The following is a 12721-nucleotide window of genomic DNA, read 5'->3' on the forward strand; positions in this document are numbered from 1 at the left end:
AGGAGAGCCCGCCATGTCCCATGATTTGCGCGGCCGCCTGGCCCGTCCCGGCATCGTGCTCGCCCCGGGCGTCTACGATGCCTTCAGCGCCCTGATCGCCGAGCAGGCCGGCTTCGAGGCCCTGTACCTGTCGGGCGCATCCATCGCCTATACCCGCCTGGGGCGTTCGGACGTCGGCCTGACCACCTACACCGAAGTCGCCGATACCCTGGCGCGCATCACCGAGCGGGTGTCGCTGCCCGTGATCGTCGACGCCGATACCGGGTTCGGCAACGCGCTGAACGCGATGCGCACGGTGCGCGGACTGGAGCGCGCCGGCGCCGCGATGATACAGCTCGAGGACCAGACCTTTCCCAAGCGCTGTGGCCACCTGGACGGCAAGTCCGTGGTGCCGGTCGCCGAGATGGCCGGCAAGCTCAAGGCCGCGCTGGATGCGCGGGACTCCTCGTCCACCCTGATCCTGGCGCGTACCGATGCGGTCGCCGTCGAAGGACTGGAGGCGGCCCTGGACCGGGCCGAACGATACCTGGAGACCGGCGTGGACGCGCTGTTCATCGAGGCCCTGAGGACTCCGGAGCAGATGGACACGGCCTGCCGCCGCTTCAAAGGCCGGGCGCCGCTGCTGGCCAACATGGTGGAGGGCGGCAAGACCCCTATCCAGAGCGCGGCGGAACTCGAGCGGCACGGCTTCGGCATCGCGATCTTCCCGGGCGGCACCGCGCGCGCGGTCGCCCACGTGCTGCAGGGCTACTACGGCAGCCTGCGCGAGCACGGCACGACGGCTCCCTGGCGCGACCGCATGCTGGATTTCGACGAACTGAACGCGCTGATCGGCACGCCGGAATTGATGCGGCTGGGAAGCTCGTATTCCGCCTGAGCTCGACAAGGTGCCCTGCCATGTGGGTACGTTCCTTGCTGATCCACGGCGCTTCCGCAGTTTCGTCACCGGGCGTGGGCGTGGAAGCCGCCGACGTCCATGAAGGAGATCAACATGGCACAGATCGACAGCACTTCCGCGCCCCAGCAGGGCGGCGCCGGCATCGTGGGCAAGGGCAGCGCCACGGCCGACGGGCCGGGTCCGCACATCATGGCCGCCTCGACCCTGGACGGCAACAAGGTCTACAGCGCCGATGACGTGCACGTCGGATCGATCAAGGACATCATGCTGGACGTGTCGACCGGCCGTATCGCCTACGCGGTGCTGTCGAGCGGCGGCTTCCTGGGCATGGGCGACAAGCTCCTGGCCATCCCGTGGAACGCGCTGACGCTGGATACCGACCGCAAGGTGTTCATCCTGGGCGTGTCGGCCGACGTGGTGAAGCAGGCCGAAGGCTTCGACAAGGACCGCTGGCCAAGCTTCGCCGACGCGGGCTGGGCCACCGAGCTGCACGGCCGCTACGGGACCGAACCCTATTGGCACCAGCGCCAGGGAGAACGCGTCACCCTCGACCAGCCGGTGGTCAACGCCCCGCGCACGGGCTTCTCGGAAGGCCTGTAGGCGGGGCGGACAGCGGCGGCTATGCGCCCAGCGCGCAGAGCTTCTCGCGCAGCGGACCACCGGTGCGCTTGAAGTGGCGCAGGGTGGCGGACGGATTCCAGTCGTCGCCGTCGATGCTGTAGCTCTCGTCGAAGGGCCTGGGATTGGTCGTCTGGCCGTATATCGGTGTCGTGTACGGAGCGATGACCGTCAGGTGCATGGTGCCGTCGGGGCCGAAGGCCAGGCCCTCGGCTTCGGTGCGGTTGGGCTCGTCGTAGTGCATCAGCTCGATGACGGCGCCGCTGACGGGATCGACCTTGTAGATGCGCTTGCGCTTGAGGTCGGTGCCCGTCACGCCGTCCTTGGTATCGCTGGAGGCGTACAGCATGCCGTGATAGACCTTGGCGCCCTGCACCCGCTTGCCGTTGAATGAAGTCTGCAGGGGCACCGAGCGGACCAGCTTGAAGGTCGCCAGGTCGAAGACGTTCAGCTTGTCGGCCGCCGAGGTGCTCCAGGTCACCGTGTAGAGCTGCTTGCGGGGGCCGTCCACGGCCACCCAGGGCACGCCGTCGGCGTGCTCGGCAAGCGGCAGCGCATGCTTCTCGCCGGTGTATTGCAGGGTCTTGGCGTCGAACACGGCGATGTAGGACTGCTGCGACGAGTCGTCCTCGTCTTCGATGGGGGCATAGAGCTTGCCGTCCAGGATGTCGATGTCGCCGATGTGGCCCATGTGCGGTCCGTCGGCGCTGGCGCCGTATTCGGACTGGATGTCGGCGGGCAGCGCCAGCGGACGGTTCAGGGTGGGCTGATAGACGGCGCTGGTGCGCTGCAGGCCGTAGCGCCACGAGAAGACCGGCGTGTCGCCGTCGAAGGCCATGCCCTGGCTCTTGAGCGTGGCCGGGATGCGCGCGGCCTGCTCGTCGGTCAGGTACGAGAAGCCCGTCAGCGCCCGGGCATCCATGGCCAGCTCGGCCAGCACGCGGTCCAGGTAGTTCTGCAATACCGTCATGTCGTTCACGAACGAGGTGCGCGTGGCCAGCGATTCGGTCCAGGTCTCCTGGTCCAGCGCTGCGTTGGCCGCACGCAGGGCATCGGTGATCGACACGCTGCGGCCCACGAGCCGGGTTTCCAGCGCGAGCAGTTCCTGTTCGCTCAGCGCCGCCAGCTTGACCCCGGAGGCCGGCTGCGCGACCGGGGCGAGGGTGATGCCGTTCGAGGAATCCTGGTCGCTGTCCAGGGCCAGCAGCAGGCTCAGCAGCCTGCCCAGTTCGGGCGAGCTCTGGCAGTCGCGGCTGGACAGCAGATCGAACACGGTGATGGTATGCCGGGGCGATAGCGACGCCAGTTCCACCCCGCCGGCCTCGAGGGTCAGGGTGGCGCCGCCGGCTACCGAGAAGGCGCCGTTGGCGACGGCGATCTCCTTGCCGTCCGCCTTGACGGTCAGGCCGGCAAGACCGGGCCAGCCGGCCAGGGTGACGTCCATGGAGGCGGCGGGCGGGGTGGCGGGAGGCGTGGTCGGGGGTGTCGTTCCCGGGGACCCGTCTCCATCGCCGCCACAGGCGGCCAGCGACAGGACGAGCGAGGCGAGCAGGGATGCGGCGACAGGGCGGGAGGTTGCCTGCCGGTCGAAGCAGCGTGTCTTCATGGGCATGTCAGGTTGGGTGGCGTGCTGCGAAGGCGGGCCGAATGGCGGCGCCGGACAGCCGGCGCCATCCGCGGCGCCATGCGTCGCGGGTAGTGCCGGCGACGCGCATTGTTGGCCGCCTGTGTGACGGCTTCATGGCACCGGGGCGGTATCCCCCGGATGGCGTGAACAGGTCCTAGCGGGCGTCGGGGACGCCGGCGAACGTGGCGTCCAGCTGTTGCCGCCAGCGCTGCTTGTCCGTCTCGGGCGCGAAGCTCGCGTCAAGGCTGTTGCGGGCCAGCCGGTATGCTTCGCGCGCGCCCAGTTCGGGCAAGGCCTCGAAGCAGGCCAGGTAGTTCCGGTTCACGTAGCCGCCGAAATAGGCGGGGTCGTCCGAGTTCACCGTCACGCACAGCCCGGCCTCCAGCAACCGCGCCAGCGTGTGCCGTTCCATGCTGGGATAGACCTTCAGCATGACGTTGGACAGCGGACAGACGGTCAGCGGAATCCGGTGCTCGGCCAGATGGGCCACCAGTCGCGGATCGTCCAGGCAGCGCACGCCGTGATCGATGCGTTCGGCCTTCAGGTCGTGCAGGGCGCTCCAGATGTAGGATGCCGGGCCCTCCTCGCCGGCGTGGGCGACCGCATGCCATCCCAGTTCGCGGCAACGCCGGAACACTTCGGTGAATTTCCCGGGCGGGTTGCCGACCTCGCCGCTGTCCAGTCCCACGCCCAGAATGCGGTCCCGGTACGGCAGCGCCGCCGCCAGGGTCTCGAAGGCCGACTCCTGGGGCAGGTGGCGCAGGAAGCACATGATCAGCTCGCTGCCTACGCCCAGCGTGTCGCGGGCGTCGCGCCGCGCGCGCTCCAGCCCCGCGATGACGGTGCCGAACTCCACGCCGCGCACCGTATGCGTCTGTGGATCGAAGAAGATCTCGGCATGCACGACGTTGTCCGCGGCGGCGCGCCGGAAGTAGGCCATGCCCATGTCGTAGAAATCTTCCTCGCGTTGCAGCACGGCGGCGCCGGCGTAGTAGAGATCGAGGAAGCTTTGCAGGTCCTGGAACGCATAGGCCCGGCGCAGGCTGTCGATGTCGGGATAGGGCAGCTCGAGGCCGTTGCGCCGCGCCAGCGCGAAGATCAGTTCGGGCTCGAGGGTGCCTTCGATGTGCACGTGCAGCTCGGCCTTGGGCATGGCCTGCAGCAGCGTCGCGAGATGAGGCTGGGCTGCGGTCCGGGACGGAGTCATGGCGGTCGCCTTCAGGTCTCGTCGCTTTCGTTGTACTTGCGGGCGCTGCCATAGAACGCCCGGGGAGGATACTTGATCGCATTCTTCACCATCTTGCGCTCCACCGCCTGGCCGATGTCGATATCCAGCTTGTCCGCCAGCGCGATCAGATAGAGCTGCACGTCGGCGATCTCGTCGGCCGCCTCGGACAGCTTGATGGGATTGAGTTCCTTCGATTCTTCCTCGGTCATCCATTGGAAGATGGAGACGAGCTCGCCCGCTTCGCCGCTCAGCGCCATGGCGAGATTCTTGGGGGAATGGAACTGGTCCCAGTTGCGTTCTTCGGTGAAGCGCCGGACGGTGCGCCTGATCTTGTCGAAGTCGGACACGTTGATACCTCGGGGGGCGGGACGCTTATATTCTAGCCCTCGCCGCCGGCCGGTCCGCCGGGCGCCAAAACCGCAAAATCCGCAATACGTCCCCCCGTACAGTCGGTACCCGGAGGTACTCATGAAATCGCAGACACGCAGCCACTACGAACGGCGCCTGGAACCTGTCCTGGCCTGGCTGGCCGCGCATCCGGACCACGATGCCGACCTGTATCACCTGGCCGGGCTGGCCTGCCTGTCGCCGTATCACTTCCACCGGGTCTATCGCGCCATGCTGGGCGAGACCGTGGCGGCCACGGTGCAGCGGGTCAGGCTGTTGCGGGCATCGGCGGAGCTGCACCGGGGTGGCCGCACGCTGGACCAGGTCGCGCGGCGGGCGGGCTACGGCTCGACCGCCGCGTTCAGCCGGGCGTTCCGCACGGCGTTCGGCATGCCGCCCGGGCGATATCGCGAGGACCGTTCTTCCGACGTCATCTATCGCAGCAAGGAGCTCACCATGTATCCCGTGCAGATCGCAAGCTTTCCCGGCGCCTCCCTGGCGGCCCTTTCGCATACCGGCGACTATCTTCGGATAGGCGCGACCTTCGACCGGCTGTTCATGCTGGCGGGCAGCCGCAACCTGTTGCGTGGCGAACCGCGCAGCTTCGGCATCTACTACGACGACCCCGAGCAGGTGGCCACGCAGGACCTGCGCAGCGAAGCGGGCCTGGAGGCGCCGCCCGGCGTGGCGCTGGACGCGCCCCTGCACCGCGTGGAGCTGCCCGCCGGCCGCTGCGCGGTACTGGAGCACACCGGGCCGTACAGCGAGCTGGAGTCGGCCTATGCCTGGCTGTTCGGCGGCTGGCTGCCGGCCAGCGGCGAGCAGCCGGCCGACTTCCCGGTGTTCGAGGAATACGTGAACGACCCGAAGACCACCCCGCCGTCCGACCTGAAGACCCGCATCTACCTGCTGCTGGCGGACAAGACCTGGATCAGCCCCCGCTGAGATCTATGCGCGAGGCGATGTCGCCGTAGACGGACAGCTCGCGGGACAGCTTGGCGCGGAACTCGGCGGGCGTCAGCGGCTTGGCCGCCAGGTTGCCCTGCGCTTCCAGCGCCTGCTGCACGGCGGGGTCGCGCAGGATGTCGGCCACGTCGGCGTTGATCTTCGCCACCACCTCGGGCGGGGTCCCCGCGGGAGCAAGCAGGCCGTGCCAGGTGCTGATCAGGTAGTCGGGCACGCCGGCCTCGGCGAAGGTGGGAACGTCCTTCAACTGCGCCAGCCGCTCGTTCGACGCCACCGCCAGCGCCCGCAGCTTGCCCTGGCTGATGTAGCCCATGGCCGAGCCCGGCGTGGGGAAGGACATGTCCACGACGCCCCCCATCAGGTCGGTCATGCCCTGTGCCGCGCCCTTGTAGGGTACGTGCAGGATGTCGGTCCCGGTGCGGATCTTGAACAGTTCACCCGCCAGGTGCGGCACGCCGCCTATGCCCTGCGAGCTGTAGCTGAACGGTTTTTTCTTCTCGCGCAGCGCCGCCAGCAACTGGCCCAGGTTCCGGTAGGGCGAGGCCGCGTTCACCACGAGCACGTTGGGCACCTCGACCGTCAGCGCAACCGGCGTGAACGATTTCTCCACGTCGTAGCGCAGGTTCTTGTTCACGAACTTGTTGAGGTTGTGGCTGCTGGCGGCCACCAGCAGCGTATAGCCGTCGGGCCGGGCGTTGGCCACCGCGGTGGCGGCGATCGTGGCATTGGCTCCCGGCTTGTTGTCGACGATGACCGACTGCTTCCAGCGCTTGGCCAGTTCGCTGGCGATCAGGCGGGCGGACTGGTCGATGGCTCCGCCGGGGGTGTAGCCGACCACGAAAGTGACCGGTTGGGAGGGGTAGTCGGCCGCCAGGGCCGGTGGGCACAGCGCAAGCGCAGCGGCCAGGGCGGCCGCGAGCCGTCCGAGTGCAAGGACGCGCATGGGGGGTCTCCGGATGTTCTGGTGAGGATATGGCGCGCCTGCGAGACGCGCCATGCACACTAGACACCGCGCGCAGGCCGACCTCAAGCCGGATTTTTCTAGTTTCCGCCCAGCGAAAACCTACCAGGGCACCGGCGGCGCGACCAGCCGCCGGTTTTCGTAGCCCTTGACCGAGCCGAAGCGCGCGCTGCCGGCCTCCCAGTCACGCTGGGCCTGGGCAATGGCCGCCTTGCTGCCGACGAAGTTCCACCAGATGGTGATGTCGTCGGTGGGCGGTTCGCCGCCGATCAGCAGCAGCCGGCTGCCGGCCTCGCTCGACAGGTTCAGCTCGACCCGCCCTGGCGAGAGGTAGGCGAGCTCGTTCGGGCCGAAGCGTTCGCCCTCGACCTGCGCCGCACCTTCCAGCACCAGCAGGCCGTGTTCGAAACCGGGCTCGAGCGCCAGGCGCAGCGAGGCGCCTTCCGGGCTTTGCAGGTCCATGCCGACCAGCGGCGTATGGACCCGGGTGGGCGCCGTGCGCCCGGCATGGGAGCCCGCCAGCAGGGTGAAGTCCAGGCCGGCTTCCGACCAGCGCGGCAGGTCGGGATAATGGTCGAACGCCGGGGCGATTTCCTGCTTGCCGGGCGGCAGCGCGATCCATAGCTGGGCGGCGTGCAGCACGCGCTGGTCGGGCAGGGATTCCTCGGTATGGCTGATGCCGATGCCGGCGGTCATCAGGTTGACCTGCCCCGGGCGCAGAATTTGCTCGTTGCCCAGGCTGTCGCGATGCAGGGCCTCGCCCTCGATCAGCCAGGTGAAGGTCTGCAGGCCGATGTGGGGATGCGCCTCGACCAGCATCCCCTGGCCGGGCTCGAACCGGGCCGGCCCGGCATGGTCCAGGAAACACCAGGCCCCGATGCGCCGGTGCTGTCGTACCGGCAATACCCTGTCCACGCTGATGCCGCCCCCGATCTGCGCCGTGCGCGACTCGATGCGTTCGATACCGGAATTCTCAGCAGTCATGTCAGGTTCTCCATATGCAGCGCGTAGGGGGGACCCGTTATCATATAGGCCTGGTGGGTACAGTCGCGGAACCGGCAGCGGCACGCCGGCCATCCAGGATTTTCGGAGACGTGTTAAATGCGGTGGTTCAAGCGCATCGCAATCGGTGCGGCTGTCCTGCTCGCCGTGGCGGCCATCGGGTTGACGGCCCTGGTGCTGCTGGTCGATCCCAATCACTACAAGGGTCCGGTCGCCGACGCGGTCAAGAAACGCTACGACCGTACCCTGCGCATGGACGGCAACGTCCGGTTCAGCGTTTTCCCCAATCTGGGCGTGGAGATCGAGAAGCTGTCGCTGTCCGAGCCTCGTTCCACCCAGATCTTCGCGGCGGTGGATACCGCACGGGTATCGGTGGCGGTGCTGCCGCTGCTGTCCGGCCGCATCGTGGTCGACCGCGTCCGGGTCGTGGGACTCAAGGCCAACGTGGTGCGCTATCAGGACGGCAAGTTCAATTTCGAGGACCTGCTGGGCCCGGCGCCCAAGACCCCGGACCAGCCGGCGGGCGGCCAGCTGGATGCCGGCGGCAAACCTTTGCTGTTCGACGTGGCGGGCATCGAGTTCAGCGGTGGCGAGCTGGCGCTGCGCGACTACGTGAAAGGCACGTCGATGCGAGTGGAGCGGCTGTCCGCCACGACGGGACGCGTGGCGCCGCGCACGCCGTTCGACCTGGACCTGTCGGCCAGGGTGCTGGGCCAGAATCCGCGCGTGGACGCCACCATCCAGGTCCAGGGACGGCTGACGGTGGATCCCGGGCAGCGTTTTTTCTCGGTCAAGGACTTCGATCTGAAGGCGACGGGCGTGCTGCCTTCCATCCGGGCCACCGCGCTGACGGCGCAGGGCGATTTCGCCTATGACGGGCAGCGCCAGGCCATCGACGCCTCGGGCGTCTCGGTCGCGTTCCAGGGCGACGTGGCGGGCAGCCGGCCGCTCAGCGGCGTGGACCTGCGGCTGGACGCCCCGCGCCTGAATGCCGGGTTGGCCGAGGGCCGGGTACAGGTCGAGAAACTGTCGTTGTCCGCGCAAGGCAAGCTGGGCGCCGATCCCTTCGAACTGTCGCTGTCCGCGCCTGCGCTGCACGTGTCGCCGCAGGCAGCCCAAGGCGAGGCGCTGACCGCCCAGGTGAGCCTGGATGGCAAGCGCGACCTGGACCTGCGCGTGGCCCTGTCGGGCATATCGGGCAGCGCCGACAAGCTCGGCATCGAGCGCCTGTCTTTGGACGGAGAACTCAAGGAAGGAGAGCGCGTGGTCCGGCTCTCCAGCGCCTCGCCGGTCCAGGCCAGCCTGCCGCGCAGGAAAGTATCGCTGCCCCAGCTGGCGGGCCAACTGGAGATCCAGGACCCCGCGCTTCCCGACAAGCTGATGACGATCCCCGTCAAAGGCAGCGTGCGCGCCAACTTCGAGCGGGAACACGTGGTGGCCAGGCTCGATGCCATGATCGAAGGCGGCCAGTTCAACGCCTCGGCCGAGGTGTCGCAGTTCGACGAACCGCGCATCGCCTTTACCGTCGCCGCCGATACGCTGGACCTTGACAAGCTGATGCCCCCGGCCGGGCAGGTGGCGGCGGGCGGCGGGGCCGGCGGCAGCGTCCGCGCGCCCGCGGATCCGCCGGTGGACCTGTCCGCGCTCGAGGACATCACGGCCAGCGGAACCGTCAAGGTCGGCAATCTTGTCGCGCGAGGACTCAAGGCCGGCAACGTCTCCGCCTCGGTGCGGGTGGCCAAGGGGCGCGCCGATGTCAGTGGCCTGAAGGCGTCGCTGTACGGCGGCTCGCTGTCGGGCAGCGTGTTCGCGGACGCGTCCACGAACCGCATCGGCCTCGCGCCCACGCTCACCAACGTTTCACTGCAACCGCTGTTGTCCGATCTCAAGCACAAGGACGGCCTGATCGGCCGCGCGACGATCGCCCTCAACCTGACCGCGACCGGCAAGACCGTGGGGCAGATGAAGCGCGGCCTGAACGGCACGGCCAGCCTGGCGGTGCGCGACGGGGCCATCAAGGGCGTGAACGTCGCCCAGTCCCTGCGCGATTTCCGTGCGCTGCTCTCCGCCCGCAAGGACGATGCCAGGCAGCACCAGGATACGCTCCAGACCGATTTTTCGGAACTGCAGGCCCAGCTGGTGTTCGCCAGCGGCATCGGCACCGTGCGCAGCCTGAGCGCCAAGGCGCCGCTGCTGCGCATCTCGGAAGGGGAGCCGGCCCGCATCGACATCCCGGGCGAACGCTTCGACCTGGTGGCGCTGGTCACGGTCGTGAATACCTCCACGGGACAGGACGGCAAGGACCTCGCGGATCTGCGCAATGTCACCGTGCCGGTCCACGTGGCGGGGCCCTTCGCATCGCCGTCCTATACGATCCAATGGAGCAAGGTCGCCACCGACGTGCTCAAGAACACCGTCAAGAACAAACTCAAGGAAGAGCTGGGCATCGAACCGTCCGAGGCGGGCGACAAGCTGCGCGGCAAGGTCAAGGACCGGCTCAAGGGATTGTTCCGGTAGACGAATTCTTAGCGGAAAGCCGATGTCCATTTCCATCTCCGGCCTGTACATCTACCCCATCAAGTCCTGCGGCGGCATCGCCCTGGACCGCTCTCCCGTCGGCATGGCCGGCCTGCACAACGACCGCCGATGGATGGTGGTCGACGCCAATGGCGTCTTTCTTTCGCAGCGCAGCCATCCGGCCATGGCCCGGGTTCGCACCGACCTGCGCGACGGCTACCTGCTCGTGACCGCACCGGGGCAGCCGCGCCTGGACATACCGGTCGACGTGGTCGAAGACGACGACAGCGTGCGCACGCGGGTCACGGTCTGGCGCGACGAGGTCGATGCCGTGGACGAGGGGGACCTGGCCGCCCAATGGTTCGGCGCATTGCTGGGTACGCCATGCCGGCTGGTCAAGGTGCACCCGCAATCGCATCGGCTGGCCAGCACGACGCGCATCGAGAATTGGCTGGCGCGTCATCCGGTGGCCGAAGGCTTTCCGCGACACCACGTTTTCGCCTTCGCCGATGGCTACCCCATCCTGGTGGCCAACGAGGCTTCGCTGGCCGAACTGAACCAGAAGCTGGCGGCGGCGGGACAGGCTCCGGTCGGCATGGACCGCTTTCGTCCCAACGTGGTGCTGAGCGAGTTCGGCGCCTACGACGAGGACTACACCGTGCTGGTGACGGTGGGCGAGGTCCGGCTGGCGCTGGTCAAGCCCTGCGTGCGCTGCGAGATCCCCAATACCGACCAGCTCACCGGCGCGCGGGCGAATGAGCCCATGGCCACGCTGGGCACTTTCCGCAGCCAGCCCGAAGGCGGCGTGACGTTCGGCATGAACGCCATCGTCAGCGCGCCGCCGGGCGCCGTGCTGAACGTGGGGGACCGGGCCGAGGTGGTGCTGGATTTCTGACGGAAGGCGCGCCCTAGGCGGGCGCCGTCAATTTGCGGTACTTCACCATCAACTGCTCGTGGGTCTCGTGAAACTCGGGATGCAGCTCGATGCACTCGACCGGACAGACCACCTTGCATTGCGGCTCGTCGTGGTGGCCGACGCACTCGGTGCAGCGGGCAGGGTCGATCTCGTAGATCTCCGTGCCCAGGTAGATGGCATCGTTGGGGCACTCGGGCTCACAGACGTCGCAGTTGATGCATTCGTCGGTAATCAGCAGAGCCATGGTGGGGACTTCCTTGCCGCTTGGGGACTCAGGCGCCGTCGCGACCGCCCAGCTGCGTGACCTTGGCGTGCAGCCAGCGTTCGACCGACGGGAAGACGAACTTGCTGACGTCGCCGCCCAGTTGGGCGATCTCGCGCACGATGGTGCCCGAGATGAACTGGTACTGGTCCGAAGGCGTCAGGAACATGGTTTCGACATCCGGCAGCAGGTATCGGTTCATTCCGGCCATCTGGAACTCGTACTCGAAGTCCGAGACGGCACGCAGGCCGCGCACGATGACGCGGGCGTTCTGTTCGCGCACGAAGTCCTTGAGCAGGCCGGAGAAGCTGGCCACCTGGACGTTGGGATAGTGGCCCAGGATCTCCCGGGCGATCTCGACCCGTTCGCTGACCGTGAAGAAGGGGGCCTTGTTGCGGCTGACCGCCACGCCCACCACCACCTTGTCGAACAGCCCGGCCGCGCGGCGGACGAGGTCCTCGTGGCCGCGGGTCATCGGGTCGAAGGTGCCAGGGTATACGGCAATGATCATGCGTAGGCTCCGTATTTCTATTGATGGGCGTCAGCCTTTTCGGTCCCGGCCCGGATGGCGGGGACGAATCGTCCGGCGCCTTCGGCGGCCGGCATCCGGTTTCCGGATGATGTGATTATTTCCTTATTTGCGCGGCGCAGCAAATTGGAAATGACGCGTATCAGACGTTTCCAGGCGCTACGCCGCTTTCGCCTGGGCGCGCAGCAGATGGAAATGTACCGCGCCGGCCTTGTCCTGCCGCAGCAATTCGGTCCCGGGCGGTGCCTGTATCGGCGCTTCGGCTTCAATATAGAGCATTCCACCGTCAGTAAGTGCTTGCAATGATGACGCGAGGATACGATCCAGCCAGTCCTGGCCGAAGGGCGGGTCCAGCAGCACCAGGTCGAAACGGGCGGCCGGACGCGCCAGGTAGGCGCGGGCATCGCCGGTCACGATGCTGACATTGTCCGCCCCCAGGCGCGCGCGCAGTGCCTCCAGCGACGCCGTCGCGCGGCGGTCGCTTTCCACCAGCACGGCCTGTGCCACGCCGCGGGAAGCGGCCTCGAAGCCCAGCGCGCCCGAGCCGGCGAAGGCGTCGAGCACGGTCTTGTCGGCGAATTCGCCGCCCCACAGATGGTTGAGCCAGTTGAACAGGGTCTCGCGCACGCGGTCGGGCGTGGGGCGCAGGCCGGGCAGGTCCAGCACGGGCAGCGGGGTGCGCTTGTAGCGGCCGCCGATGATGCGGACCTTGTGCGGAGCGGAGCGGTGGGAGCGGGCGGCGGGAGGGCGGGATGAGGGCATGGCGATCGACCGGTAGAATCCCAGATTCTATATGCCGGCGGCCGCGTG

General features: G+C 67.8%; 13 protein-coding genes. 5 read left to right on the forward strand and 8 right to left on the reverse strand.

All coding sequences use genetic code 11. The features are described from left to right. Positions 1-13: 13 nt before the first annotated feature. Both R4823_RS01935 and R4823_RS01940 read left to right on the forward strand, forming a co-directional pair. The gene (locus R4823_RS01935) at positions 14-877 is read left to right on the forward strand and encodes an isocitrate lyase/phosphoenolpyruvate mutase family protein (protein WP_087838444.1); all 864 of its coding nucleotides are present in this window, start codon (positions 14-16) and stop codon (positions 875-877) included. A gap of 114 nt (positions 878-991) precedes the next feature. Next, positions 992-1498, forward strand: coding sequence for a PRC-barrel domain-containing protein (locus R4823_RS01940; protein ID WP_087838500.1), 507 nt, complete (start codon positions 992-994; stop codon positions 1496-1498). A 19-nt stretch (positions 1499-1517) separates the two neighbouring features. Here the strand turns inward: R4823_RS01940 and R4823_RS01945 are convergent, their stop codons facing one another. The 3 genes from R4823_RS01945 to R4823_RS01955 all read right to left on the reverse strand — a co-directional run bounded on the left by R4823_RS01945 (position 1518) and on the right by R4823_RS01955 (position 4718). Next, positions 1518-3122, reverse strand: coding sequence for a hypothetical protein (locus tag R4823_RS01945; protein WP_338617173.1), 1605 nt, complete (start codon positions 3120-3122; stop codon positions 1518-1520). Positions 3123-3297: 175 nt separating this feature from the next. Continuing rightward, entirely contained in the window at positions 3298-4350 is a 1053-nt protein-coding gene (locus tag R4823_RS01950; protein WP_132979792.1) for an adenosine deaminase, read from the reverse strand. 11 nt (positions 4351-4361) lie between these two features. Then, positions 4362-4718, reverse strand: coding sequence for a nucleotide pyrophosphohydrolase (locus R4823_RS01955; RefSeq protein ID WP_254914580.1), 357 nt, complete (start codon positions 4716-4718; stop codon positions 4362-4364). 121 nt (positions 4719-4839) lie between these two features. Here R4823_RS01955 and R4823_RS01960 point away from each other — a divergent pair, with 121 nt between their 5' ends. Beyond that, positions 4840-5703, forward strand: coding sequence for an AraC family transcriptional regulator (locus tag R4823_RS01960; protein ID WP_087838440.1), 864 nt, complete (start codon positions 4840-4842; stop codon positions 5701-5703). On the opposite strand, the gene R4823_RS01965 is transcribed toward R4823_RS01960, so the two are convergent. Both R4823_RS01965 and R4823_RS01970 read right to left on the reverse strand, forming a co-directional pair. After that, the gene (locus R4823_RS01965; RefSeq protein WP_165963151.1) at positions 5690-6667 is read right to left on the reverse strand and encodes a tripartite tricarboxylate transporter substrate binding protein; all 978 of its coding nucleotides are present in this window, start codon (positions 6665-6667) and stop codon (positions 5690-5692) included. The two genes, R4823_RS01960 and R4823_RS01965, sit on opposite strands and share 14 nt — an antisense overlap. Positions 6668-6787: 120 nt before the next feature. After that, positions 6788-7669: a pirin family protein gene (locus R4823_RS01970; RefSeq protein WP_338617176.1), complete on the reverse strand. Its 882-nt coding sequence runs from the start codon at positions 7667-7669 to the stop codon at positions 6788-6790. 117 nt (positions 7670-7786) lie between these two features. Here R4823_RS01970 and R4823_RS01975 point away from each other — a divergent pair, with 117 nt between their 5' ends. Both R4823_RS01975 and R4823_RS01980 read left to right on the forward strand, forming a co-directional pair. After that, positions 7787-10204, forward strand: coding sequence for an AsmA family protein (locus tag R4823_RS01975; protein WP_338617178.1), 2418 nt, complete (start codon positions 7787-7789; stop codon positions 10202-10204). 22 nt (positions 10205-10226) lie between these two features. Further along, entirely contained in the window at positions 10227-11099 is an 873-nt protein-coding gene (locus R4823_RS01980) for an MOSC N-terminal beta barrel domain-containing protein (protein WP_087838436.1), read from the forward strand. A gap of 13 nt (positions 11100-11112) precedes the next feature. On the opposite strand, the gene R4823_RS01985 is transcribed toward R4823_RS01980, so the two are convergent. The 3 genes from R4823_RS01985 to rsmD all read right to left on the reverse strand — a co-directional run bounded on the left by R4823_RS01985 (position 11113) and on the right by rsmD (position 12673). Beyond that, the gene (locus R4823_RS01985) at positions 11113-11364 is read right to left on the reverse strand and encodes a YfhL family 4Fe-4S dicluster ferredoxin (RefSeq protein WP_087838435.1); all 252 of its coding nucleotides are present in this window, start codon (positions 11362-11364) and stop codon (positions 11113-11115) included. A gap of 28 nt (positions 11365-11392) precedes the next feature. Then, on the reverse strand, positions 11393-11893 hold the full coding sequence (gene coaD, locus R4823_RS01990) for a pantetheine-phosphate adenylyltransferase (protein WP_087838434.1): 501 nt from the start codon (positions 11891-11893) through the stop codon (positions 11393-11395). Positions 11894-12070: 177 nt separating this feature from the next. Further along, positions 12071-12673: a 16S rRNA (guanine(966)-N(2))-methyltransferase RsmD gene (gene rsmD / locus R4823_RS01995; RefSeq protein WP_132979797.1), complete on the reverse strand. Its 603-nt coding sequence runs from the start codon at positions 12671-12673 to the stop codon at positions 12071-12073. Positions 12674-12721: the final 48 nt, after the last annotated feature.

The organism is Pigmentiphaga sp. CHJ604, from assembly GCF_036972535.1.
GTDB classification, from domain to species: domain Bacteria; phylum Pseudomonadota; class Gammaproteobacteria; order Burkholderiales; family Burkholderiaceae_B; genus Pigmentiphaga; species Pigmentiphaga daeguensis.

What these genes read in the sequence shown, in the direction of transcription:
- R4823_RS01975 (WP_338617178.1), top strand. Translation starts at nt 7,787, where the DNA reads ATGCGGTGGTTCAAGCGCATCGCAATCGGTGCGGCTGTCCTGCTCGCC.
- rsmD (WP_132979797.1), bottom strand. Translation starts at nt 12,673, where the DNA reads ATGCCCTCATCCCGCCCTCCCGCCGCCCGCTCCCACCGCTCCGCTCCG.
- R4823_RS01970 (WP_338617176.1), bottom strand. Translation starts at nt 7,669, where the DNA reads ATGACTGCTGAGAATTCCGGTATCGAACGCATCGAGTCGCGCACGGCG.
- R4823_RS01960 (WP_087838440.1), top strand. Translation starts at nt 4,840, where the DNA reads ATGAAATCGCAGACACGCAGCCACTACGAACGGCGCCTGGAACCTGTC.
- R4823_RS01980 (WP_087838436.1), top strand. Translation starts at nt 10,227, where the DNA reads ATGTCCATTTCCATCTCCGGCCTGTACATCTACCCCATCAAGTCCTGC.
- R4823_RS01945 (WP_338617173.1), bottom strand. Translation starts at nt 3,122, where the DNA reads ATGAAGACACGCTGCTTCGACCGGCAGGCAACCTCCCGCCCTGTCGCC.
- R4823_RS01965 (WP_165963151.1), bottom strand. Translation starts at nt 6,667, where the DNA reads ATGCGCGTCCTTGCACTCGGACGGCTCGCGGCCGCCCTGGCCGCTGCG.
- R4823_RS01985 (WP_087838435.1), bottom strand. Translation starts at nt 11,364, where the DNA reads ATGGCTCTGCTGATTACCGACGAATGCATCAACTGCGACGTCTGTGAG.
- R4823_RS01940 (WP_087838500.1), top strand. Translation starts at nt 992, where the DNA reads ATGGCACAGATCGACAGCACTTCCGCGCCCCAGCAGGGCGGCGCCGGC.
- R4823_RS01950 (WP_132979792.1), bottom strand. Translation starts at nt 4,350, where the DNA reads ATGACTCCGTCCCGGACCGCAGCCCAGCCTCATCTCGCGACGCTGCTG.
- R4823_RS01935 (WP_087838444.1), top strand. Translation starts at nt 14, where the DNA reads ATGTCCCATGATTTGCGCGGCCGCCTGGCCCGTCCCGGCATCGTGCTC.
- coaD (WP_087838434.1), bottom strand. Translation starts at nt 11,893, where the DNA reads ATGATCATTGCCGTATACCCTGGCACCTTCGACCCGATGACCCGCGGC.